Origin of the sequence: Desulfopila sp. IMCC35006 (assembly GCF_005116645.1) — a bacterium.
In the GTDB taxonomy this organism is placed as follows: Bacteria; Desulfobacterota; Desulfobulbia; order Desulfobulbales; family Desulfocapsaceae; genus Desulforhopalus_A.
Map to the genome: position 1 here is coordinate 53,813 of NZ_SWCM01000003.1, position 24,315 is coordinate 78,127.

Annotated in this window: 19 protein-coding genes; 3 read left to right on the forward strand and 16 right to left on the reverse strand. The window is 51.1% G+C overall.

The window, feature by feature from the left end; genetic code table 11:
* Window positions 1-165: 165 nt before the first annotated feature.
* From FCL47_RS06495 to galE, 12 genes are all read right to left on the reverse strand, one after another.
* Window positions 166-927 carry a CoA-transferase subunit beta gene (locus FCL47_RS06495; RefSeq protein WP_136812682.1) on the reverse strand — a complete coding sequence of 254 codons (762 nt, stop codon included), beginning with the start codon at window positions 925-927 and terminating at the stop codon, window positions 166-168.
* Between the two features lie 24 nt (window positions 928-951).
* On the reverse strand, window positions 952-1,929 hold the full coding sequence (locus FCL47_RS06500) for a CoA transferase subunit A (protein ID WP_136812683.1): 978 nt from the start codon (window positions 1,927-1,929) through the stop codon (window positions 952-954).
* A 446-nt stretch (window positions 1,930-2,375) separates the two neighbouring features.
* Complete coding sequence (locus FCL47_RS06505) at window positions 2,376-3,812, reverse strand: sigma-54-dependent Fis family transcriptional regulator (protein WP_136812684.1); 1,437 nt, start codon at window positions 3,810-3,812, stop codon at window positions 2,376-2,378.
* 510 nt (window positions 3,813-4,322) lie between these two features.
* Window positions 4,323-5,435: a hydrogenase formation protein HypD gene (hypD, locus tag FCL47_RS06510; RefSeq protein ID WP_167496396.1), complete on the reverse strand. Its 1,113-nt coding sequence runs from the start codon at window positions 5,433-5,435 to the stop codon at window positions 4,323-4,325.
* A 98-nt stretch (window positions 5,436-5,533) separates the two neighbouring features.
* Complete coding sequence (locus tag FCL47_RS06515; protein ID WP_136812686.1) at window positions 5,534-5,776, reverse strand: hypothetical protein; 243 nt, start codon at window positions 5,774-5,776, stop codon at window positions 5,534-5,536.
* Window positions 5,777-6,025: 249 nt separating this feature from the next.
* The gene (locus tag FCL47_RS06520) at window positions 6,026-7,474 is read right to left on the reverse strand and encodes a Ni/Fe hydrogenase subunit alpha (protein ID WP_136812687.1); all 1,449 of its coding nucleotides are present in this window, start codon (window positions 7,472-7,474) and stop codon (window positions 6,026-6,028) included.
* Window position 7,475: 1 nt separating this feature from the next.
* Window positions 7,476-8,417 (reverse strand): methyl viologen-reducing hydrogenase, encoded by a 942-nt coding sequence (locus tag FCL47_RS06525; RefSeq protein ID WP_136812688.1) that lies wholly within the window; start codon window positions 8,415-8,417, stop codon window positions 7,476-7,478.
* Between the two features lie 12 nt (window positions 8,418-8,429).
* The gene (locus tag FCL47_RS06530; RefSeq protein WP_153306355.1) at window positions 8,430-8,849 is read right to left on the reverse strand and encodes a hydrogenase iron-sulfur subunit; all 420 of its coding nucleotides are present in this window, start codon (window positions 8,847-8,849) and stop codon (window positions 8,430-8,432) included.
* Window positions 8,850-8,876: 27 nt separating this feature from the next.
* Complete coding sequence (locus tag FCL47_RS06535; protein WP_153306356.1) at window positions 8,877-11,939, reverse strand: FAD-dependent oxidoreductase; 3,063 nt, start codon at window positions 11,937-11,939, stop codon at window positions 8,877-8,879.
* A 178-nt stretch (window positions 11,940-12,117) separates the two neighbouring features.
* Window positions 12,118-13,569: a 4Fe-4S dicluster domain-containing protein gene (locus FCL47_RS25295; RefSeq protein ID WP_304992070.1), complete on the reverse strand. Its 1,452-nt coding sequence runs from the start codon at window positions 13,567-13,569 to the stop codon at window positions 12,118-12,120.
* Window positions 13,569-14,078, reverse strand: coding sequence for a hydrogenase maturation protease (locus tag FCL47_RS06550; protein WP_136812691.1), 510 nt, complete (start codon window positions 14,076-14,078; stop codon window positions 13,569-13,571). The genes FCL47_RS25295 and FCL47_RS06550 overlap by 1 nt, the downstream gene beginning before the upstream one ends.
* Before the next feature lie 291 nt (window positions 14,079-14,369).
* Window positions 14,370-15,383: a UDP-glucose 4-epimerase GalE gene (galE, locus tag FCL47_RS06555; RefSeq protein WP_136812692.1), complete on the reverse strand. Its 1,014-nt coding sequence runs from the start codon at window positions 15,381-15,383 to the stop codon at window positions 14,370-14,372.
* 124 nt (window positions 15,384-15,507) lie between these two features.
* On the opposite strand from galE, the gene FCL47_RS24350 reads away from it, so the two are divergent.
* A complete protein-coding gene (locus tag FCL47_RS24350; protein ID WP_153306357.1) occupies window positions 15,508-15,654 on the forward strand; it encodes a hypothetical protein in 147 nt (48 codons plus the stop codon).
* Here the strand turns inward: FCL47_RS24350 and FCL47_RS06560 are convergent.
* Window positions 15,647-17,611: a BRCT domain-containing protein gene (locus FCL47_RS06560; RefSeq protein ID WP_136812693.1), complete on the reverse strand. Its 1,965-nt coding sequence runs from the start codon at window positions 17,609-17,611 to the stop codon at window positions 15,647-15,649. The two genes, FCL47_RS24350 and FCL47_RS06560, sit on opposite strands and share 8 nt — an antisense overlap.
* Before the next feature lie 518 nt (window positions 17,612-18,129).
* Between FCL47_RS06560 and ltaE the strand changes: the two genes are divergently transcribed.
* Window positions 18,130-19,158, forward strand: coding sequence for a low-specificity L-threonine aldolase (gene ltaE, locus FCL47_RS06565; protein ID WP_136812694.1), 1,029 nt, complete (start codon window positions 18,130-18,132; stop codon window positions 19,156-19,158).
* Between the two features lie 11 nt (window positions 19,159-19,169).
* Here ltaE and FCL47_RS06570 read toward each other — a convergent pair whose 3' ends face one another.
* From FCL47_RS06570 to FCL47_RS06580, 3 genes are read right to left on the reverse strand one after another with little or no spacing between them, the layout of a single operon-like run.
* Window positions 19,170-20,516, reverse strand: a complete 1,347-nt coding sequence (locus tag FCL47_RS06570; protein ID WP_136812695.1) for a protein kinase — start codon at window positions 20,514-20,516, stop codon at window positions 19,170-19,172.
* Between the two features lie 3 nt (window positions 20,517-20,519).
* Window positions 20,520-21,245, reverse strand: a complete 726-nt coding sequence (locus tag FCL47_RS06575) for a metallophosphoesterase (RefSeq protein WP_167496398.1) — start codon at window positions 21,243-21,245, stop codon at window positions 20,520-20,522.
* Between the two features lie 8 nt (window positions 21,246-21,253).
* Window positions 21,254-23,089 (reverse strand): ABC-F family ATP-binding cassette domain-containing protein, encoded by a 1,836-nt coding sequence (locus tag FCL47_RS06580; protein WP_136812697.1) that lies wholly within the window; start codon window positions 23,087-23,089, stop codon window positions 21,254-21,256.
* 264 nt (window positions 23,090-23,353) lie between these two features.
* Here FCL47_RS06580 and FCL47_RS06585 point away from each other — a divergent pair, with 264 nt between their 5' ends.
* Window positions 23,354-24,313, forward strand: a complete 960-nt coding sequence (locus FCL47_RS06585) for a M23 family metallopeptidase (RefSeq protein ID WP_136812698.1) — start codon at window positions 23,354-23,356, stop codon at window positions 24,311-24,313.
* Window positions 24,314-24,315 lie beyond the last annotated feature (2 nt).

Sequence of the window (24,315 nt, forward strand, 5' to 3'; positions counted from 1 at the left end):
GGGATATGAGGTGCCCTTTGCACGGGTGTTCCGCAGCCTGGATGGCTGCGGTCAAGCCCCAAGGGATGGGTTTATGGCGTCCCGTGCAAAGGGCACCTCATATCCCTCCGGACCTTCTAAGCTGAACTTTAGTGGTAATCACATTGATTTATCCAACGCGCAAAATTAAAGAATCAATTTATGCGGGTCGACTCTTTCCCGCAGAATTTTCAATTCCCTGTCGGAAGGCGGTTCCGCCTCGATCGCCCGGGAAATATCCACGGCAAACTCCATGTTATCGAGGATGTCCTGGGGAGTGACCCCTGGATAATAGCTCGCCAGATACATCTCCTTGGTGACATCATCGAAATACATGACACCAAGATTGGTGATGACGGCTGTCGGACCGCCCGGCTTCAATCCCGCACGCTCCCTGGCCCCCGGCCCATCCAGATAGCCTGGACTCGTCAGGTAATCCAGTTTTACCGGGAATTTTCGTTTTTCATGCTGCATGAAAATGAGGCATCGGGACACAAAAGATGCGACATCGCAGGCCCCGCCACTTCCCGAAAAGCGGATTTTGGGTTGAAAATAATCACCGATGCAGGTCGAATTCAGGTTGCCGTATTTGTCAACTTGAGCGGACCCCAGAATCCCTATGATACGATCGCCGGTATTTGGGTTTTGCATGGTAGCAAATGCCTCCAGCAGTCCACTGTTCGAGGCCGCCCCGAACATGACGCGAGAGTCGGCAACGGCCATAGGAATCTCTTCCAGTTTTGAATCAATCGCTCCTGTTTCAAAAAAGATGATGCTGTCCGGGGCATTAATTTGCTTTGCAGCCATGGCCGCAACCATAGATATGCCGGTGCCGCAGAAAACGATATCACCATCCCGGATCTCTCTTGCCGCCATGATGGTCATCATTTCTTTCAGTGTATAATCCATCGTGTCTTTTCTCCTGAATGCAATTTATCGTCGATCCAGACCGGTTGCATATCCAGTTCTTTTATCTGCAGAAATCATCTTCAGTTGCTCTTTTCCCACCAGAGTCAAGAGACCTGGGTGGTCTTTCACACCGTAAACAAATGTTTCCAGGTATTCTTTATAGAGCTTGTCGTCTTTGGCAAAGGTACTGAGCTGTTTGAGGTAAATGGGATCGTAATCGTAACAATTGAAACAGGCAGAAGGATAGGCACCATACGGAACATGGACCACGGCGCTTACATGGATGAATGGAATTTGATTGTATTCAGGTTTTTCCCGCAACTCCTCCGAGTCGACAATTTCTTCGCAGGTCACAATGACATGTTTCGATGCCTTCGCCTGATCAATATCGGCAAAATTCAGACCTTCAATCCTGCACGTACCGTGTTTATCCGCCTTCTGCACATGGATGATGGTAACGTCCGGGTTTATGGCAGGAACAAGCACCACCTTGGTGGCGCCGCCCCAGTTGCCGAATGGGTTGTCGATAATTTCAATTTTTTTATCCGGTAATTTCGGATCCATTGCCCGCAGTTCTCTGGAAAATCCCCATTTTTCGAGAATGTCAGTACCAAGCCCTGATAATGTATTGATAAAGGGGACACCCATGGCACCGGCATGAAAACGAAGCGACATATGATAGTTTGAATAATCCTCGAACAGAATCTCTCCCCTCTGGATGGCTGATTTAAATCGGATGCATGTCGGTGCGGCTTTACCATTGCCACCATAGGCAATCTCGAGCCTTGAGATACATCCACCGCCGATAAGCTCATCAACACCTGTACCGTTTGAATGGGCATAACAGTGAAGATTTTTTTTCCTCTGCCGCATGATCTCATAAACTGCTGCCATGGGGTTTCGGTTCACGGTAAATCCGCCGATTGATATATGGCAGCCGTCAGTGACATAGGTCGCGATTGCCTGTTCCAGTGTCATGACTTTTCCTTGACTAACGTTCATATGCGCGGCTCCTTCATTGGTGCAATATTCTCAATTAGATCGCATACGACTATTTTGCAAGACAGGGGCCAGACAGCCGCACTAAACACTTAACCTTCGGTATTTACACGAATATTACATACAGGCCGGTGGAAGCAGCGATGCATGGACGTAGGAAATGTCCTACATAGTTACTTGTACTGCAGGTGGGGTATTGTATGATAAGTGGCTTGATTGAGACGATTTTTTCTACGTGTAGGAGAAAATGGACACTGCAGGATTTCTCCTACACTTTATTCCTGATCATTCTCAGGCTGGCATTATCAAAATTTATTATTTATTTGCGATTGCCGGGAAAGGACCTCTATCTATCTATCTTATATCAGAGGTGAAATGAACTGCGAGCAAGTATTGAAATTATCAGTCTTTTTGCGGATTCTTTACGTATCCGAACAATCCCCTTTGGCTCAATTGTTGCGATCGACGTTTGACGCACTTCTGATTTTATTGAGTTTATCGTAGAGAGACGTTCGATGCATGCCCAATATCTCCGCAGCCTTAGTCTTGTTGCCCTGTACAGACCGAAGAACGTTTTCTATCACTTTTCTTTCGGTCTCCTCCAAGATCTGCCTGAGGTTGCCTTCCAAAGGAGGATCATCGGTTCGAGGTCCTGCATCGGTGCAGTGCCGAACCTGTTCAGGCAAATCTTCTGGTCTGATCATATTGCCTCGGGAAATTATGCTGGCCTTTTCCATAACATTGCGCAATTCCCTCACATTTCCCGGCCAGGCATACCCCTTTAATAATTCTATCGCCTCTTTGGAAATACCCGACGGGCCCCAGGAAATTTCCGATTTGAGCTGCGACAGCAAATGATGTGCAATCAGAGGAATGTCGTCTTTCATCTGTCTCAGGCTTGGGGCAAGGATGTTAAAAACATTAATTCGAAAATACAGGTCTATCCTGAACTTGTCTTCTTTAATCAGTTCACTGAGATCGCGATTTGTCGCCGCGATAAGTCGGAAATCCACCGGTATTGTTTTCGTCCCGCCGAGCCGATCCACCGTTCGTTCCTGCAGCACCCTCAGCAGCTTGGCCTGCATCGACAAAGGCAGTTCGCCGATTTCGTCGAGCAGAATAGTGCCCCCGTGAGCCATTTCGAACTTGCCAGGTTTTCCCTCGGTTCTTGCACCGGTGAATGCCCCGGACTCATAGCCGAAAAGTTCGCTCTCGAACAGGTCCGGAGGAATCGCGGCGCAGTTAACTTTGATAAAAGGTCCACTGGCCCGGGGACTTGACTGATGAATAAAATAAGCAATAACCTCCTTCCCCGTCCCGGATTCGCCGGTTATCAAAATGTTCGAAGCCGTTTTCGCCGCCAGCAGCGATTTGTCTTTGACCTCTTGAATAGGCGGGGATTCACCAATTATATCAGTCCCCCCTTTCAGTTGACTGAGCTGCTTCTGGTAATACTCCAGTTGTCCATCGAGGAGTTCGATTTTTCGCTGGAGGTCCCATAATCTCGTCACCTCATTAAGCATTCCTTTGCCAACGGCGCCGAGCAGGTTCCCGGCAGTATCCTTAATCGGGATTCTGGAGATAAGCTGCTGGCGCCCACCGATGTACAGCGTGTCACCAATCCTGGCCTTGCCGTCTTGCAGTATTTCATGCAGGCGAGTACCGTTTATAACCTCGGTAATATGTTTTCCGATGGCATCCTTACCGTCTATCCCCAGGAATTGCTGGCTGTAACGACTAATAAATCTAATTGTCCCATTTTCACCTATAACTATTGGACATTCATATGGATTATCTATCAAACCATAGATGAATTCTTCACCAAGATTATGCAGCTTCTCTTTATAGGCGTCGTTGTGCTTATCGTCCATGTTCTTATCGTCCATGTCGCATCTTTATTTCGGTAGACCAATTTGTAATGACATCAGATTGAGGCGGCAAAGCAAAGGTCCGGCCGGAAATTTCCATTGCTGCAGGCGATTTTCGCCTGTGGCAAACCCACTGAGACAGCTTACCAACAAGTACCGGTCGGGTCAATTATACTGCTGCGGGTGAGAATTTCATTTTCGCGCCTGTTTAAGCCGGGTGGTGAATATATATATGAAATACAGCGTCGGAAGGCAGTTCTGCCGGGAGGTTTGTTCAGGCGTGGTAGAGAGCAAAACGTGCTGATTTTTGCGAGCTTGTTCGTCGGGGACTCTGTTCAGTACTCGCTTGGCGGGTGCTCTTTTCAGTACCCCCTTGAGGGGTATAAGTTCCTTAACGAAATAATTCTCTTGCAAAGAGCGCAAGATGACTATCGAATGGCCACTAATCCCGCCTAAAAGCATTGCGGGATAAGTTCCTTAACGAAATAATTCTCTTGCAAAGAGCGCAAGAGAATTACTTCTAAGTCACTAAACACGGCTGGCGATATTCCGACTCCCCTGCACATTATATTTGAAATAGGAAGAGCAGATTCCCTCATCGGATATCATACAGGGGCCGATCGGCGTCTGCGGGGTGCAGACCATGCCGAATGCCGGACAGTCCGGAGGAAGACCACGGCCGGAAATGATGGCATTACACTGGCACATGCAAGACTCCTGACCTTCTTTAAAGCGGACATTGAATCTTTTGGTGGCATCGAAGAGGGCGAGTTCGTCGCGTATGACAAAACCGCTCTGCTCGATGGTACCTAGCCCCCGCCAGTCGGTATCAACGGCAAAAAACACCTCCGACACCATTTTTCTGGCCCTTTTATTATCCTCAGAAGAGTAGATAAAAGCTGACGTATCGTCAAAAACCGACTCGCCGTTTCGTATCTGCTTGACCAGGCTGAGAATACCTTCCAGAATCTCGACGGCTTCAAATCCCGCTATATAACAGGAAAGATTGTGTTTTCTGGCCAGCTCGGTATACGCTTCCGTATCGGAAATAGTGTTGATATGATCAGAGCAGAGCAGGCCCCGGATATTGAGATCGGGGTCCAGCATCAGCAGATCGATCGTCGGCGGCAGGAGCCTGATGGAGGGAATAACACAAAAATTCTCTATCCCTAAGCGCGCTGCCTCAAGAATTGTTTCGGCAACACTTGGGGCCGTCGCTTCAAAGCCCACCGCCGGATAGACAACGGTATAGTCCGGCTCGCGCCGGGCAATATCCAAGGCATCCATGGGCGATGATATGATTTCAATCCGCGCCCCTTTTTTCCAAATTGAGCCAAGGGATTCTTTGCTGCCCGGGACACGAATCAGATCTTCACAGGCAGCAGTTATGACTTTAGGCTGCATGGCCACTTTGACAAAGGCATCAATATGACCGGCCGGCATGACACAGACACTGCAGCCTGGGCCGGCGACAAGATCAATTTTATCAGGCAAAAGCTCACGCAGACCATATTTAAGAATGGCCCTGTTCTGCGTGCCGCAAGCAACCATAAGGCGCATGGGACGGTCGACGAGTTTGTGTATTTTCTCAAGCAGTGCTTTCTGGATGTCAAGATCCTTTGTCACATTCTCGGATTCCATTTTGGTATACCCCTCACCCCAGGTGGATAAACGTTCTTGCACCTGCCCCAAGTAACTTTCTGGCAAACAGGCATCATTCCCAGAAAGAAGGTCAAACATTATTCCGAAGCTTCTGCCTCGTTCTTCATTATCTTATAGCTCTCGGAATCAATAACTTTTTCGCTTTCTATTTTCTCGATTTCAGCTCGAGTCAAATGAAACTTGCCACACGCCGGACAAGTACCGTCAAATTCATCTCCGACGGCCCGTGCTTTCAATTCGTCGATAGTCATATGATCCAGTTTGCCGCATGCGCCACTGGGATTTTCCGCTCGTACCTGCACTCTTCGTGTGTTTGGCATGGTTGCCTCCTGCACTTTGATCTTCATTCTTTTTAAAGGAGAAGATAAGTAACCTGTATATACTACATTATAGACCAAAAAAAACAAAAACAATCTCTCAGAAACTGATGTCACCTCCAGTCAACAACCTTCGTCGGTCCCGCAGGTGACACCTGAAGGAGGTTAGCATCTTACCAGTTATTTCCTTTTTTCCCGGGGAAACAACGTATTACAGGGTAGCTGCCCTCTCCTTCCTGCCGTTTACCGAGCTTAGCTGACTATCTGGTCGACCTCTTTTCCGTCTTTATCGACAATGCTTACAGATATTGGTATGCCGCCATCCAGGCGGTGGGTAGCACAGGACATTCAGGGGTCGTAGGCGCGCACCGCCATTTCCACCTGATTGAGCAATCCCTCGTTATAGACCCCGTTTTTGATGAGCGTGGTCGCCGCCTGCTTGACACTCATATTCATCGGCGCGATGTTATGGGTCGTCCCGACAATGAGATTTGCCTTGGTGATACAGCCGTTATCGTCGGTTGTGTAATCGTGAATTAATGTCCCTCGCGGCGCTTCAACCACTCCGACCCCACGTCCGGCTTTCGGCTCAACCTTGGCCCGTACATTGGTATCGGTAATGCCTTCCCATTCGAGCAACTCTATGGTTCGCTCGCAGGCATAGACCATCTCAATAAGCCTTGCATAATGGTACAGCAGGGTCTGCTGGGCCGGACGACCAAAAGAACTCCTGAACGCCTCGAGGGCCGCCTGCGCCCTTGGTGTTGAGATTTTGTCACAGACGTTGATTCTTGCCAGCGTGTTGGAACGATAGATCCCCTTCGGTGCGGCCAGATCCATATTAAAGCCTTCGTCCCAGGATTTGGCATAGGGCATCTTCGAATACCCCCAGGGTTCGACATGCTCGCCCAGATAGTTGATATAATCCTCGCCGGCAAAATCGACAAAGCTGCCATCGGCCTTCATCAGTCGCAGTTTGCCGTCATAGAGTCGCAATGCGCCGTCTTTCTCATCAACCGTCCCGAGAAAACCGGTTTTGATCACGCCAAGCTCGCCAATGACGTCCATATATTTACTGAACACATTATTGATTGCATAATCAAGGGCGTACAGGGAGAAATCAAGCAGCGTCCGGGTCCCTTCGAGCAGTTCCTGTCGCTCCTCCTCGACCATCGGTTTGGCAAAACCGCCGGCGACCCCGGCAATTGGATGAATGGCCTTTCCGGCAAACTTGTCCAGCATCATCTGGCCAAGCTGACGCATCTTGACGACTTTAGTCGCCAGCTCCGGTGCCGCTTTGACCACGCCGATAACATTGCGCACCGAGTAGTCCGCATCCGGCCCCAGCACAAAATCCGGTGCTGCCAGAAAGAAGAAATGCAGAATTTTATCGTTAATATGCGCGAGTATCTGGCACATTTCCCGCAGCTTATGACCAGTTAAAGTGGGTGTCACCCCAAAGGCACCGTCGACCGCTTTATTCGAGGCCAGATGATGCATCCATGGACAGATACCGCAGATTCGGTTGACAATGCGGGGCACTTCTTCAGCCGGCCGACCCTCAATAAATTTTTCAAACCCGCGCAGAGACTGAATGTGCAAAAAGGCGTCCTGGACATTGCCGTCATCACCTAGATGAATCGCAATCTTGGCGTGTCCCTCAATGCGGGTTACCGGTGCAATATTTATTACTTTTCCCATCTTATTCCTCCTCCACCACCGGTTTTTTGACCGGTCGCAGTTTTCCGTGGGCTCCTGAAAATCGTAGTATAGACCGGCGGTCGACAACCGATTTATAGTCAATACCGTTACTTGCCAGAGCATTCATCATATCAAGCAGTTGGTTGCCGTCTTTGCGTACCGGCCCGAAACACCCCCGACAGGGCACCCTGGCGCTGATGCAGGCCGGGGCGCCACGTTTGGCGCAGCCGGCTGCGGTAACCGGCCCAAGACACAAATAGCCCTGTTCCAGCAGACAACGCATCTCATCAATCGGGGCCCCGGGAACGAAATCGGCATTGGTGATAAATCGTTTCACCTTGTCCACCGCCCCTTTTCCTTCTCGCCTGGTTGGACAGGTATCACAGACACTCTTGCCGGGAAGCACTGGATCGCGACCTTCGACAAGCGACAGGATAACTTCGGCAATCAGCGCCGGATTAGGCGGACAACCAGGCAGCTGCATATCGATTTTTACCTTCTCGTCACAGGCATATACCCGATCAAGCGGTGCCGGCACCTCAACATTCGGCACTTCAGCACCCGGATCAGTACTCTCCGTGCGATAAATTTCCTCCCAGCTCTGCTCACGATCCTGGCCGTTCATCAGTGCGGGAATGCCGCCGTGGGTCGCACAGGTGCCAAGAGCAATCAGCACCTTGCACTTCTTGCGCATTTCTTCAAGCACTTCAAGGTGTTCGTGATTGCTCACCCCTCCGGTGACGATACCAACCACGGCATCCGGAATATTCAGAATAATCCCTTCGCCGCACTGACCGAAATATTTATGATCCATCAGAACCGGGGCATGAACAATATCCAGCGCCTCAGTTATTATCGGAATAAGATCTTCGCCGATGTTCAGGATGGCAATTTCGCACCCCGAGCAGGATCCCAACCACTCCATTGCAGTCGTTACACCCATATCTTTCTCCCTTTATGCCACTGAGGCGTCCTGACCGTTTACCGGGCCTAATTTTTTGATACGCGCGGTCATCTGGGTCACCGCCGCAACAAACTTGTCAGGCTCCGCCGACGAAACCCAGGTCAAATTGAACCGATCGGCCTCGTAGCCAAAATCTTCCAACAGTTCAACAATCATGTTGGACCGGGTCATTGCTTTATAATTACCATCCAGGTAATGACATTCGCCGAGGTGTCAGCCGAGGACCATCACCCCGTCTGCGCCCTGGGATAAGGCATCCATAACAAATTCCGGATGGACCATCCCAGAGCACATTACGCGAATTATCCGCACGTTATGCGGATACTGCATCCTGGCCGTTCCCGCCAGATCAGCTGCGGCATAGGAGCACCAGTTGCAGCAGAAGGCAACAATTTTAGGCTCAAAACTCATGTTCACAACTCCTTCTCACTTTAAAATTTATACCGCGAGCGCCGCTTGAATCTGAGCGCTGATCTGTTTCATGGTAAATCCGGCGACATACACGCCTCGCTTGGGACAGGTACCCTGACACAACCCGCAGCCTTTGCACTGCGCCTTGTTGACAACGATCGTTTTGCCGCCAGCTCCGCCTGCTTTAGCCGGTTTTTCAATCAGGGTAATGGCGTTATACGGGCAGACATCGACACAGAGGGCGCAGCCGTCGCAATAGTCCTCATCTACCGTCGCCTTCACTGCATCAAGCGAGATATGACTCTTGGACAAAAGCGTAGCGGCTCTTGCCGACGCAGCCAGGGCCTGGGCAATGGACTCCTCAACCGGTTTGGGATAGTGGGCCAGTCCGGCCACAAACATACCGTCGGTCGAAAAATCTACCGGCCGGAGCTTGGCATGGGCCTCCTGGAAAAATCCCTGCTTATCGACGGGAACCTTGTATAATTTGCCGAGCTCCGCAGCATCGCCTTGCGGGCGAATTGCGGTGGCCAGAATGACCATGTCCGCTTCAATCTTCAGCGGGCGGTGCAGCACATGATCCCAGACCTCAACATCGATGACCGAACCATTCTGGGTCACCTTCGGTTTTCCGTGCAGCTCGTAGTTGATAAAGATAACGCCGAGCTTTCTTGCCTGTTTATACAGAGCCTCCCGCTGGCCATAGGTGCGCATATCCCGATAAAGAATATAGACGTTGCGCTCCGGATTTTCTTTCTTCAGGGCGATTGCCGACTGTACCGAATGGGTACAGCAGACCTTGGAACAATACATATTGCCCTCTTCTCTGGAACCTACGCACTGAATGAAGACAAATCGCCGGGCTTTTTTTACATGCTGTTCCTTCAGTTCAAAAAGCTTATCAAACTGGACCGAAGTCACAACACCGGTTATCGAGTCAAAGTTGTATTCGGTGGGGATATAGGCATCTCCACCGGTTGCGACAATCCCGGCACCATGGTCGATGACCAGCGTCGCTCCGTTTCGATCGGTGATGGTCGAGCTGAAATTACCGACAAAGCCATCCACTTTGGTCACTGATGCCCCTTTATGAATGGTGATTTTGTCATTTCCCGTCACTTTATCAATCAGTTTAGCCAACTGTGAGGGGACATGCTCCCCGGCCCAGGTGTGTTTGAGATTGAGTGCATTGCCGCCGAGGACCTCGGTCCTTTCTACCAGATGGACAGCAAAACCCTGTTCGGCAAGATTAAGCGCAGCGGTCATGCCCGCGACACCACCGCCGATAACCAGGCCCTTCTGGGTAATCGGTACGGCAAAAGGCTTGAGGGAATCGCCAAAGGTCACCTTGGCAGCAGCCATACGCACCAGATCTTTGGCCTTTGCCGTTGCCGCCTTGGGATCCTTGGTATGCACCCAGGAGTTGTGATTGCGGATATTGGCCATCTCCACCAGGTATTCGTTCAGACCGGCAGCCTTCAGCGTCTCGCGAAACAATGGTTCATGGGTACGCGGGGTACAGGCGGCGATGACAATCCGGTTCAGGTTCTGTTCGCGGATACGCTTGGTGATCATCTCCTGGGTATCCTGGGAACAGGAGAAAAGATTGCGCTCGACATAAACCACATCCGGCAGCGTCGCTGCATATTCCTCAACTGCCTTGACATCAACGGTCCCCGCAATATTTGAGCCGCAGTGGCAGACAAAGACTCCGATGCGCGGCTCTTCTCTGGATACATCTTTTTCCTGCGGGAAGGTCGCTTCGGTGGTCAGCTCGAACCTGGCGGGTGCCAGCAGATCAGCCACTGCCGCGGCGGCTGCCGATCCTTCCACAACCGATTGTGGAATATCTTTTGGCCCGGCAATAGCCCCGCAGGTGAAAATACCTTCCCGTGAAGTCTGAACCGGGGCAAAATCGGAGGTGGCGGCAAAATTATCGGCGGTCAGTTTGATGCCCGCGGTGTGCGCCAGCTCCAGTACATGTTTTGGTGTCTGCAGACCGACTGAGAGCACCACCATGTCATAGTATTCTTCCAGCTGACGCCCTTCTTCATTGACATAACTGAGCCGGAGGTCGCCACCCGAACCATCGGGCTCGACGCCGTTGACCCGGCAGCGGACAAAACGCACTCCGGAATCTTCTTTAGCCCGCTCCATATACAGATCGAATTCCTTGCCATGGGTCCGCATATCCATATAAAAAATCGTCGTCTGCAGGCCCGGCACATGATCTTTGGCGATGACCGCCTCTTTTATGGCATACATGCAGCAGACGGAGGAACAATAGCCATTGCCGCAGAGATTCTCGTCTCTTGAACCGACGCATTGCAGGAAGGCGACCTTATTCACCGGTCTTTTGTCCGATGGCCGAATCAGATGACCCTCGGTGGGACCGGATGCGGAAAGGTATCTTTCCAGCTGCAGGGAGGTGATCACATTGGGATAGACACCAAAGCCCCAGACACCGGCATCCGTCGGGTCAAAGGCCTCAAAGCCCGGAGCGAGCACGACTGCGCCGACATTGAGCTGGTGGATTTTCTCCGTGTCGTTGAAATTAATCGCTCCGGCATCACAGACTTTCTCACAAAAGCCGCAGGCCCCCGGTTTTTGCAGCCGAATACAGGCATCAGCGTCAATCTGATACTTCAGCGGCACCGCCTGGGCATATTTGACATAAATCGCCTTGCGCTTACCGGTGGCGGCATCATATTCGCTGTCTACTTTTTTCGGACATTTCTCAGTACATTTGCCGCAGGCTATACATTTTTCAACATCGACATACCGCGGAGCTTCCTTGACTGTTACTTTAAAATCCCCGGCGATACCATCTATTTGGGTAACCTCGCTGAGGGTCATCAATTTAATGTTTAAGTGCCGACCGCACTCAACCAATTTTGGCGCGATGATTCACATCGAGCAGTCGTTGGTCGGGAACGTTTTGTCCAACTGGGCCATGGCACCACCGATGGCGCCGGACTTCTCTACCAGGTAAACGTAATATCCGGAATCTGCGAGATCCAGGGCCGCCTGCATTCCGGTGACCCCACCGCCGACAATCATTACCGACCCAACTTTTTTCGTATCCAGCATCACAGCTGTCTCCTCTCGATTTTTCATATCTGTCATATCCCAATCGATGCACTACACGTCAGGATATTTCATTTGTGTTCGTTCTGGTGTATTCTCAGGCCTTCATCCCGCTGCAAAGAGCGGGACAGTTCCTTTACGCATTGATTTTCTAGTAAAAGCCAGGAAAACAACGGTTAAGTCACTGGTTTTTGCCCGGCAAAATCAATGCATCGGCAACCAGTTCCCAGATGTACTTGACCTCAATGCCCAGATCATATTCCTTGTTAAGCGATTTCATGATCTGATCCCGGCAGTTATGACAGGGGGCAACAACCAGCTCGGCGCCCGATTCTGAAATCTGTCGGGCCTTGATCCGGCCATAAAAAACCCTTTCGTCGCCGTAAGGCATTGCCCAGGCACCGCCACCAGCGCCACAGCAATAGGCACCGTTCCGGTTGGGGTAGAGTTCACGCAGATCGTCGCAACAGGCCCTCGTCACCGCGCGACCTTCTTCAAAATACGCCTGGCCGAAGGCTTTCAGGGATTTGCGACCATAATTGCATGGATCGTGATAGGCAACAGCCATCTTATGTACCGACTTATCCAGCTGAATCTTTCCTTGTTCAATATATTCGAGCAGGAGATCAAAGACGGTGACGATTCTGAACTCTTTGAGCGCTTCGGGATACCATTTGTTCAACCCGGACCGGGTTGCAAAGTAGGCGTGGCCTCACTCGGGGAGGAGCAGAACCTGGCAGTTCAGTCGGCGCATGTTGTCGACAATGCGCCCGACAACCGTTTTCATCGCCTCATCGTCTCCGGAAAAGAGCCCCCAGTTGACGCCTTCCCAGTTCTCCGAAGAGATGGTCCAGGACTCGCCGGCGGCATAAAATATTTTCCACCACCATTTCATGTCGTCCGGCTCGGCAAACGGCTCCTTCGAGTTTACCGTTACAAGGACCCGAGCTCCATGAACATCGATTGGTGTTTTAAAACCGGGACAACAGTCCGCCGCCAGTTCTTCACCGAGGTCTTCGCAGAGAAAAATAAAATCGTCTTTTGGAATGCCGAGGTTGTTGCCCCGTTCAAGGCACATGGTAACGCCTTTATGAATGGGACCCGGAACTTCCGATCGTTTTCTGGTCCCTCTTATTTTGCGCATGAGGGCAATTATCTGAATATTGGCCGGGCAGGCCTCTTCGCACTTGCCGCACATGGTACACTTCCATGGCCAGCTCGACGCAACCAGCTCTTTATCCATCCCAAGGACGGCCATCCGCACAATCTTGCGCGGATCAAGACCATCAACTCCGGATATTGGACAGGCGCTGGCGCAGGTCCCGCAGGTAAGGCAGGAATCGCCCCAGGAAGGATCAACAGCAATCTCGCTCTTTATGCCATTGAGAAACAGCGGCTCCTTGTCTGTCTCTTCAAGAGCGCCAAGGGCCTTTGCACTGACATGATTGGATGGATGGACATGGGGTTCACGGCCAAATTTTTCGCAGAGTTTCTGGTAATCATGAAATTTCATAAGATACTTGCGACCGGGGCCTTCTTTGGCGGCAAGAGTCCCGGCGTTGATCCAGTTCCTTATGGTATTTCGATGAACCCCAAATTCTTCTGCAAGCTCGCTGACTTTAAATTCATACATCATAAAAGGTCACCTCGTTTGACATTAAGAGAAAGAATTTGTGATATTTTTTCACATGCTACTGTAACAGCTTTTGCCATGGCAGGAGAAAGCCCCGGCGAAATTTCTTCGGGGATATATTCAATTTGCGCCGCGAGTATCAGCACTTCTATGCCGGTATTCTGCTCCAGCTCCTGCAATAAATTTACGGTTGGAAACTGATGAAGAGAAAAGTCATGAATTTTCTTGGCCGGAATCTGCGCCGGCAGAATCTGAAAAACCTCACCGGGAGAGCGATCCGGGAAATCGACCGCATCAAGAATAATGATTTTTCGAGGCCGCCCTTCCTCCATTAACAGGTAATCAAACAGATATTCGCGCACGCAGGTGCCTACATCTACTGCCTGAAGACCATCCGGAAGAACATAGCGACTATTCAGCCTGTCGACCACAGCGGGACCATAGCCGTCGTCACCCATGATGACATTCCCGCAGCCAAAAATCATTATTGGATATTCATTTAGTCGCATTGTGCAAACAGTGCCTCATATTTAGATTTGGTTGGAAAATACCACTGGCATGGCGGTATTGCAAGACTGTTTTACCAGCAGTCAATACATATATTCGATATTTTTTAAACGAGCAGCATAACTCGCACACCTTCCTGGAAGGCGGATTAAAGAGCGACCAACGAAGCAGAAGAAGTGATGTAGTGACTGATATAAAAGGAGAAAGGACAACAGGGGGGATGATCAAAGCGAGAATCATGCATCCGCAGGCTATGATCCCGGACGCATGATCAAGAAAAAGACGGGACGGCCTCAGTATCCTTCCGGATTGTTTTCCTGCCAGCGCCATGAATCTTCGCACATCTCGCGCAGGCCGTAGCTGGACTTCCAGCCGAGTTCGCGAAAGGCTTTAGCCGGATCGGCATAACAGGCAGCAATATCCCCCGGCCGGCGGTCAACAATACGATAGGGAATATCCCTCCCGCTTACTTCGGCAAAGCACTCGATCATCTCGAGCACACTATACCCTTTGCCGGTACCAAGGTTATAAACAACAACCCCAGGATTTTGCCGCAATGCATCAAGCGCTTTGACATGACCCAAAGCCAGATCGACCACATGAATATAATCTCTCACTCCGGTGCCATCGATGGTCGGATAGTCGCTGCCAAAGACAGACAATTCAGCCAGTTTGCCAACCGCCACCTGGGTTATATACGGCACCAGGTTGTTGGGGATTCCATTGGGATTTTCCCCTATCCGGCCGCTTTTATGAGCACCGACCGGGTTGAAATAGCGGAGCAGACAGACGTTCCAGCCCATATCCGCCGTATGAACATCACGCAATATTTCCTCGATCATCAGCTTGGTCCGCCCGTAGGGGTTGGTACAGGAAAGAGGAAAATCTTCAGTAATCGGTACAGTTGCCGGATCACCGTAGACCGTTGCCGAGGAACTGAAGATTATGTTTTTCACCCCGTAGGCCGCCATAACTTCGCAAAGCACCAGAGTGCCGGTAATATTATTACGATAATAGAGAAGTGGCTTTTCCACCGATTCACCAACTGCTTTCTTGCCGGCAAAATGAATCACTGCGTCCACTTTATGCCGGCACCCTGCAAAAACTTCCGTCAAAGCCTCCTGATTGAGCAGGTCGACCTCAAAAAATGCAACCTTCTTGCCGGTCAACTCCTCAACGCGGTTCAGCGACTCCCAACTGGAATTGGAGAGATCATCGACCACGGTTACCTCATGGCCGTTATTCAACAGTTCCAGACAGGTATGACTGCCGATATAGCCTGCGCCTCCGGTTACGAGAATATGCATACGCACCTCATTAGTAAATTTTTTCCTTTTTTCCCGGCATATAAGTGAGTTTGTTTCAGACTTGCTTGTTGCAGATTTTTGCTACATCATACTGCAAGACTCACACATATATATAGGAGCGTTCATGCCAGATGTCAGCATTCGGGATGCAGGAGCCCTTACAAAAGAACAGAAAAAGATAATCGGCAAAGCTGGAGCTTTTGTCGCACCCCCAAATAACAAGCCACAATTAGCAGGCAGCAGGGAAAGCTGCCCTGCAGCCATCACCTGAACAGCGCCAGATACTCCGCCTCCGATAAAAGCTGAATCCCCAGTTCTTTGGCTCTGTTTATCTTAGCCGGCCCGACCCTCTCGCCGCAAACCAGCATATCGGTTTTTCCGGTAATCGAATCCCCGACCTTTGCCCCGAGAAGCTTCGCCTGTTTTTTCATGTCGTCGCGACTGCCCTGCTGCATAGCTCCGGTGAACACAATGAGCTTGCCGGCGAGCGGGCCATCGGCGTCTTTTTTCTCGCCGTCCAGTGGAGTTCTCGTCAGGTTGAAGCCCATCGCGTACAACTCATCGAACAGCTCCTTCGCAGCGGACAGACCGGCAACCATCGCCTCGGCAATTTTTTCGCTGAAACCTTTGATGGTGATAATATCCGCCCTGGTAAGTGTAAAGACAGTTTCAAGCGGAAAAAAGCCCAACAATTTTTCACAGTTCCCCATACCCATCCGGTAGATCCCGAAAGCTGCCAGAAAACGCCAGTCTTCAATTGGCTCAGCCCGACTTCGCTGCAGCTGACCGACCATGTTTTCCGCCTGCTTCGGTCCAAAACCAAGCAAGACGAAATCTTCTTCCCGCAGACGGTAAATCCCCGGAATAGTGGCTACGCCCCCTGTATAAATTTTGCGGATTGAAGATGGCCCAAAACCGTCATTATTGCCAAGAACCTTGAAGAAATGTTCAATGGAATTGGTTATCTGTGCCGGGCAGTTCAGGTTGTTGATACAGAGCAGATAATCATTTTCCCAGATAAGCGGCGAACCGCAGCTTGGACAGGTCTCGGGAAGCTCTGGAATCGCCGGCACGAGGACCTTCTCAATTTTCGGGATCACCTCGCCACTGCGTGACAGCCTGATCCTCGCCCCCGGCCCGATGCCCTGTTGCCGCACCATATTATAATGGTGGGCCGTGACTCTTTTTATAAGCGCGCCGCTCAGTCTGGTCGGCTCCACCTCGGCCACCGGATTCACCCGACCGGATCGGGATGTCTGAGCTACCACCCGGAGCACTTCCACCTCAGCCGTCTCCGTGTTTCGCTTAAACGCGATCTGCCACCGGTGATGATGCCGGGTGGCTCCCATGAACTCCTTGATTTTTTCATCGACAATTTCAATGACAATGCCGTCCACATCGTAATCGGTTTTTTGCCACAGCAGGTCGATAATGTCATCAAAGCCGGCAGCGAGCTCCCGCCATGTCCCCTGCCAGCTCGGCAACAGGCTGAACGGATAAAAGACTGCTTTCTTCAGCCTGATGGCTTCGGCCGCGGGAGGCTCAAGGGCCTTTTCCTTGATCAGGCTCGCCTGGAAATTCCTCGAATTTTCGAACATGTCAGCAAGATTTTCCAGAAAATAACTGCGGCTGACCACAATCTCCCCAGGGCCAAGCCCACGTGCACCATCCCCCGCCACCTGCAAACCCCGCTCAAAAACCCGGCTGATATCGGTACCACGCCGCCCGTCGCCACGGGTATACAGCTTCACCCCATCATCATAGGCAGCAAAGCCATCAAGCTTTGGTGTTGCCCGAAAAACCAGCGTTGCAAAACCGACCCCGCATTCCCCTGCCGCCTTGTCGATCCGGTTCACCCACCGTTCGATGGCGGCAAATTCGTAGGCTTTTTCGGTGGAAAGCATGCGAAACGGCAGATCGACGGTTTTGGCTTCCGTCAGTGGTTCCGGTTCCACCGTTTGCAAAAAGGGATGGTCGGGAAGCCTGTTGCGTAATTCTTCGAGAAAGACGAAGTCATACTGCTGGTCGGAGATCAGCTGCTCGCCTGCCCGGTATAATATATTGGCCAGTTCCAGAAACTCGAGCAGCTTATCATCGTCCATTTCTGCTACATCATATGCCGGGTCGATGACTGCAGCCAAATCTTCCTCGGCAAGGTGGTTAAAAGTGAATTCGGTCTCCGCCAGAATCTCTTTCTGGGCGGTACTCAGTGCCTTATTTTTTATCATCGCTTTTTTAAATAGTCTCCTGTACTTTTGCTGTCAGCCTCAGCAACAGCCTCAACCTGTATAATGTTGTAGAGATTTTCATCTCGAAAAGGGAGATACACATTTCTCTAAATGCTTTCTAAAACAAGAAATGATTATTTGCACAACACTAATCCCGCCCAAAAGATTTGCGGGACTATTTTCAATGCCCCTTGAGGGTACTCTGTTTAGTACTCGCTTGACGGGTGCTCTGTTTAGTACTCCCTTGTCGGGTACTCTGTTCAGTACCCCCTTGACGGGTGCTCTGTTCAGTACCCCCTTGACGGGTGCTCTGTTCAGTCCCCGTGCTGTGCGGGGATAAGTTCCTTCACGAAATAATTTGCTTGAAAAAGACCAAGATGATTAATTGCATAGCACTAATCCCGCCCAAAAGATTTGCGGGATAAGTTCCTTCACGAAATAATTTGCTTGAAAAAGACCAAGCAAATTATTTCTAAGTCACTAATCTTTTTTAAACAAGGAAACAACCGGGGAAAACAATGACAAACAGAATCGACTTGCGCAGCGACACCGTTACTCAACCTTCCAGACCAATGCGCCAGGCTATGGCAGAAGCAGAAGTGGGCGACGACGTCTATCGCGACGACCCGACGGTGAATGAGCTGGAAAGCTATGCCGCCCAACTGCTTGGCTTTGAGGCGGCGATTTTCACCGCAAGCGGTACCCAGGCAAACCTCATCGGCATCATGTCCCATTGTGGCCGCGGTGATGAATATATCGTCGGCCAGCTGGCGCATACCTATAGATATGAAGCCGGAGGTGCCGCGGTTCTGGGCTCCATCCAGCCGCAGCCGATTGAGTTTGAACCGGACGCAACCCTTTCTCTCACCAAAATCGAAGAAAAAATTAAACCGGACGACATTCACTTTGCAAGAACCCGCCTGCTCTGTCTTGAGAACACCCAGAACGGCAGGGTACTTCCCCTTGACTACCTGCAGCAGGTGGCCACATTTGCCGCCGACAAGAAACTCAGCCTGCATCTCGACGGAGCCAGACTGTTCAATGCCGCAGTCAAGCAGAATGTATCCGCCCGGGAGATCACCCGCCATTTCGACTCCACCTCTGTCTGTCTGTCTAAAGGACTGGGCGCGCCGGTTGGCTCACTGCTCTGCGGAGCACGAAGCTTTATAGAGCAGGCGAGGAAATGGCGAAAGATGGTTGGCGGCGGGATGCGACAGGCGGGAATACTTGCCGCAGCGGGTATGTACGCCCTGAAAAACAACATCGAACGCCTGGCAGTCGATCATGAACATGCAGCAATCCTCGCCGAAGGACTGCGCCGGTTTGACCAGCTGCAAGTGGTGGAGGATCCGGCACAGACCAATATGGTCTTTTTCACCATGGAGGCGGGAAAAGCGCAACAGATGGCCGAATTTCTCAACGACCACAACATCCTCATCACTCCGGGCAAAACCACCAGGCTGGTCACCCATCTTGACATCAGCCGTGCAGATATCATCTATACCCTGGAAAAAATAGAAGAATTTTTCACATCCTGCAAAGTCTAACCGGTCAAAAGTTACTCCGCAGAACTGACAGCACAGACCGAGGCAACGCCGTCTCTATCCAGGCGGTCAAAGAAGCTCTCGACCACATCAACCATCCAGGCCTGCTTTTTGGTGCAGTGATCACAGGTCCACAGCCAGTGAATGGCAGCGTCCAGAAGCGGCCAGTTTGAGCAGCAGACGCCGTGCAGCGGGGGCTTGAGAATAGTCAACACTTCTTCAAGGGTCGGCAGTCGCCAGCTGTTCCGACCCTGCCAGCAGGTGCTGTTCAGAAATTGCACGTAGTCTTTCGCCTGCTGCCAGTCAAGGGTGAACCCCGATCCGCGCCGCTGCCAGTAGAGTCCGCTGTTCTTCTCAAGAGCCACCAGCGGCCCGACCACCGCAAAATCCTGAACAGCATACTCCCGCGGTCGCAATAAATCGTCCAGGCCCAGCTCCAGGCGGATATTTTTGTACATCATCCTGGCGGGTTCTTTTCTTCTGCCGCCACGCATCGGGCGTACACTGCGGGCATGAAGCGTCTCTGCACCATTGCACTGCTGAGGGACGACAAGAGGCAGCGCCTCAACAGCCAGCCGCATCTGCTGCGCATCGGGATAGCGGTCTGCAGGATCTCTGGCGATGCTTTTCAGAATGCAGGCATCCCATTCCGGGCCAAGCTCCGCATTCAATGTGCTGGGGGCCAAGATTTCCCCCTGCCTCTGATCAACAAGAAGGCCAGTCAGCATCCTGTACCCCATTATCCCCAGACTGAACAGGTCGGCCCGCCCATCAACCTGCTTTGGATTTTGTTCCTGTTCCGGTGCGGCATAGTAGGGCGAACCGACCTGCATGCCGGGAATGGCCATTCTTTCTTCCCCCCGGACCCGGGACAGGCCGAAGTCGATGATCTTTATTCGATCATCACTGGTTATCATCAGATTGAAGGGTTTTATATCCCGGTGGATGATTCCTGCAAAATGCAGTCGTTCGAGCCCTTTGAGTGCCTGTACCAGATAGGATTTGGTCTTAGCGGCAGAGATGATGCGCGAGGGAGCCTCGACCCGATAGGATTCGCCGATAAATGCGCCAATGGAATGGGCGAAATATTCGAGAACAATAAACGGCTGCCCTGCATGTTCGTCGCAGTCGATAATTTTTGCCACATGGTCATGGGACAGAGTACCCATGATCCGTGCCTCTTCCACAAACATCTCGCGCAGCCGTGCCTCGCCGACGATATCGACAAAGATTTCATTTCTCGGCTGCAGGATTTTCAAAGCGACCAGACGGCCGGTAACCGGGGCTTTGGCTTTATAGACGGTGCTCATACTGCCACGCCCCAAACGACCCGTCACCTCATATCTGCCGATTGTTTTCATGGTTTACGCCAGCCTCATTGCATAGATTTCCGGAAATCCGCGGTCTCTGATCTTTTGCATGGTCTTCCGGTTGTCATACTCGACAAAGCGGACAACCAGCTGCCGGGCGGCATAATCCCACAACAGATACTTCGCCCGCCGGTCTTCGTCCCTTGGCTGGCCGACACTGCCGCAGTTGACAATATATTTATTATCCGGCTCGAGCTGTACGGTTTCCTGCCCCATTGTTTTTCTGCTGATCATTCCTTTATTTCCGGTGACCAGCATAAGCCGGTGGGTATGGCCGACAAAGAACAGACAAGGCGTCGTTGACGCAAAAAGAGCGGCAATCTTTTCATCGGACTGCCTGTTGAGATAGCGGAAAACAGAGTCAAGCGGAAAGGCATGAACAAAATGCGCTTTTTCGTACGTCAAAAATGTGGGCAGACGGCAGCAGTACTGCCTGTTCTCCTGAGATAACAATTTTTCCGTTGCGATGTTGTTTTCCGCCGCCTGAAAATTGAACCATCGTCTCGCCCGTGCATCCGCCAGGGCGAATTCATGGTTGCCCAGCACCGAGGTATACCCCAGCTGCCTCAGACGACCAACCACCTCCTGCGGGTTAGGGCCATAACCGATATTGTCGCCCAGGCAGATGACCCGATCGGCACCCTGCCGCCGAAGATCGGCAGTTACCGCTTCAAACGCCTCAAGATTTCCATGAATATCAGCAAGAACTGCTACCTTCATGCCCCCTCTCATCCATTCTTTTTTTCTTCCAGTTCATCCCAGCGGTCGTATAACCGCTCAACTTCCGCCTGGGCTTCCTGCAGCTCCTGCCAGCACTCGGCGAGCTCATCCGGGTTAGAGACTATTTCCGGCAGGGCCATTCTGTCCTGCAACAGCTCAACCCGACTTTCCTCAGTCGCGATAGCCTCTTCAATCTGATCATACTCCCGCTGGTCCATATAGGAGAGTCGGCCGCTGCTCTTTTTTTGCGCCGGAGCTTTCTCTGCCTGAGCTTCGATCTTCTTCTTGCTCTCGTCGGGCTTGCCAGCCTCCGGCAGGTCATTGAGCCACTGTTCGTAATCAGCATAGTAACTCACCCCGTGCCTGCCGCCAAAACCGAGAAGCCGGTGACAGACTCGGTCGAGCAGATAGCGGTCATGAGTGACCAGCACAAGGGCTCCCGGAAAATCAAGCAAACTGGCTTCCAGCACATCAAGGGAGGCAATATCGAGGTCGTTGGTCGGCTCGTCCAGCAGCAGGATATCCGCCGGCTGCCGCATAAGCCTCGCGATGAGAATTCGCGCCTGCTCTCCACCGGACAGTTGACCGACCGGGGTTTCCAGCTGGTCGGGCCGGAAAAGGAATTTTTTCGCCCAGGACACCACATGCAGGGATCTGCCGTTATACATTACAGAATCGCCATCCGGCGCAAGCGCCCGGCGCAGGATGATCGTCGGATCGATAGTTTCCCTGTTCTGATCAAAGGAAATCACTTTGATATTATCGGCGGCTTTAACCACACCCGCATCGGGAACCATGCCGGACTTATCAACAGCCCCGGCAAGAATCTTCATCAGAGTCGATTTGCCACAGCCATTTCGACCAAGCAGGCCAAGTCGGCTGCCGGGAGAAAGCACTATATCCAGATTGCTGAACAGGGTTCGATCGCCATATGATTTGGCAATGCCGATGACTTCAAGCAGTTTTTTCGTTTTTCTGCCGGTTGCCTCAAAATCAATCTGAACATTTACCAGAGAGCGGTTGCGCGCTTTCAATTCAGCCAGTTCATCAGTCAGCTTATAGGCTTCGTCTATACGATATTTGGCTTTCGTCGCCCGCGCCTTCGGACCTCGACGCAGCCACTCCACCTCCCGGCGCGCTTTATTGGCCATGCGTTCTTCCTCTGCCAGCTGCCCCACAAGAAATTCGTCGCGTTTCTCCAGAAACTGGGAATACGTGCCCTGCACCTGCAGCGTTCCTTCAGGATATACCGCCGACAACTCGACAACCCTGTTACTGCAGTTCTCCAGGAAATGCCGGTCATGGCTGACCAGGAGAAACGCGGACGGACCGGCGGCCCCGCGCAGCATTTTTTCCAGCCAGAGAATGCCCTCGATATCAAGATGGTTCGTGGGCTCATCCATGATAAGCACGTCAGGAGCCAACACCATTGCCCGGCAGATAGACAACCTTTTCCTCCACCCGCCAGACAGGTTCTTCACCGGCGCGTTGCCGTCAGCAAATTCAGCACGGCTGAGCAGGGTATCGACCCGGTAGTATTTTTCCGTATCGACCATATCCTCTCCGGCCAGCCCTGCCAGCAGATTATCGCTGATACTTTTTGTCTCATCAAAGACATCGTCCTGGGCCAGATAACTGAGACGCACGAATTTCTGACGCACAACCTGCCCACTATCCGCCTCTTCCAACCCGCAGATAATTTTCAATAAAGTTGATTTCCCGGAACCATTCGGCCCAATCACTCCGATCTTATCGCCACTGTCGATCATGAGATTGATATTTTGAAAAAGAGTCTGGGCGCCAAACGATTTTGTTACAGATTTACAACTGATAAGAGGAGACATAATTGACCAGAAAAGGGAGAATAAGGCACAATACCGGCACTTCGGCAAAGGCCAAAGCCCCACACCGAAGACATACAAACAGAGCAATTACAATAACTTAACCAAGAAGCACCAAGCCAGGGAAAGCTTTTATTGTTGCTTAATTTCGGGGATCCTTGTATAAAAAAAGAAATTTCAATTCTTGCTTTTACCACATTTTTTCATATAAACTGGGGACATCATACTTTTTGTTTGATGGATTAACAACTCTTTTGGATTTGTCTAATGGATGAACAGCTTCATATTATTATAGCCGGTGACAGAGGAAAAGTTTTCAAGTTACCGTGCTCAAAAAAGAAACTCTGTATCGTCATAACAACATCGATAGTTGCTCTTCTCGTCCTCACCGTCACCAGCATCTGCTCTTTTTCTCTGTATACCAAAAACCGCAAGATATCAAATCAGATTGCCGGGTTGCAGGAGAAACTGCAGACCAGTGCTGAGCTGCTTGCCAAACACAATAAAATGACCGAGAAAGAACGGCAGAAAGTGGCCCTTCTTGAACAAAAAAGCGCCAGGCTGGAAACTGCCGTACAGGATGAGAAAGAGTCACTTCTCACTGCCGCCGTCGATGAACTCAATAAAAAGAGTCAACTCATTGAGAAAATTTTTGGCAACATCGGGATTAAATTGCCAAAAGACAAAAACAACAACGCCAAACACAGCGGTGGTCCTTTTATTCAGCCGCCGGAGATGGCCCGGGATGAACTCCTGTTTAAGGCGGATAAATATTTAAAAGCAATTCGCTATCTGCCGCTCGGCAGACCGGTTGAGGGCCCTATTTCTTCCGGCTTCGGGAAACGGTCAGATCCCCTGAATAACAGATCAGCCTTTCATACTGGTATCGATTTTCGCGGTGACAAAGGGGATAAGATATATGCCACAGCCGACGGCGTGGTTGCCAACGCTTTTCGTAACGGCGGCTATGGCAACTATGTCCTTATCGATCATGGCAACGGCTACACATCTGCCTATGCCCATATGAAGAAATATCTGGTCCACAAGGGTGACCGGATAAAAAGAGGTCAGCTCATCGGCTTGATCGGTAACACTGGCAGATCGACCGGGTCCCACCTCCACTACGAAATCGCACTCAACGGGGTTCCTATCAATCCCTACAAATTCCTTAAAGCTGCAAAATTCGCAAAAAAATCCGCTTCCTCTGACGTATCGGTGAAAAGATAACG

Coding starts and splice junctions, on each gene's coding strand:
- FCL47_RS06500 (WP_136812683.1), bottom strand. CDS start 1,929: ATGAACGTTAGTCAAGGAAAAGTCATGACACTGGAACAGGCAATCGCG.
- FCL47_RS06550 (WP_136812691.1), bottom strand. CDS start 14,078: ATGCGACTAAATGAATATCCAATAATGATTTTTGGCTGCGGGAATGTC.
- FCL47_RS06575 (WP_167496398.1), bottom strand. CDS start 21,245: ATGAAGGTAGCAGTTCTTGCTGATATTCATGGAAATCTTGAGGCGTTT.
- FCL47_RS06515 (WP_136812686.1), bottom strand. CDS start 5,776: ATGCCAAACACACGAAGAGTGCAGGTACGAGCGGAAAATCCCAGTGGC.
- galE (WP_136812692.1), bottom strand. CDS start 15,383: ATGCATATTCTCGTAACCGGAGGCGCAGGCTATATCGGCAGTCATACC.
- FCL47_RS06580 (WP_136812697.1), bottom strand. CDS start 23,089: ATGTCTCCTCTTATCAGTTGTAAATCTGTAACAAAATCGTTTGGCGCC.
- FCL47_RS06505 (WP_136812684.1), bottom strand. CDS start 3,812: ATGGACGATAAGAACATGGACGATAAGCACAACGACGCCTATAAAGAG.
- FCL47_RS06495 (WP_136812682.1), bottom strand. CDS start 927: ATGGATTATACACTGAAAGAAATGATGACCATCATGGCGGCAAGAGAG.
- FCL47_RS24350 (WP_153306357.1), top strand. CDS start 15,508: ATGCCAGATGTCAGCATTCGGGATGCAGGAGCCCTTACAAAAGAACAG.
- FCL47_RS06570 (WP_136812695.1), bottom strand. CDS start 20,516: ATGAAAACAATCGGCAGATATGAGGTGACGGGTCGTTTGGGGCGTGGC.
- FCL47_RS06585 (WP_136812698.1), top strand. CDS start 23,354: ATGGATGAACAGCTTCATATTATTATAGCCGGTGACAGAGGAAAAGTT.
- FCL47_RS06525 (WP_136812688.1), bottom strand. CDS start 8,417: ATGGGTGTAACGACTGCAATGGAGTGGTTGGGATCCTGCTCGGGGTGC.
- hypD (WP_167496396.1), bottom strand. CDS start 5,435: ATGGAATCCGAGAATGTGACAAAGGATCTTGACATCCAGAAAGCACTG.
- FCL47_RS06560 (WP_136812693.1), bottom strand. CDS start 17,611: ATGATAAAAAATAAGGCACTGAGTACCGCCCAGAAAGAGATTCTGGCG.
- ltaE (WP_136812694.1), top strand. CDS start 18,130: ATGACAAACAGAATCGACTTGCGCAGCGACACCGTTACTCAACCTTCC.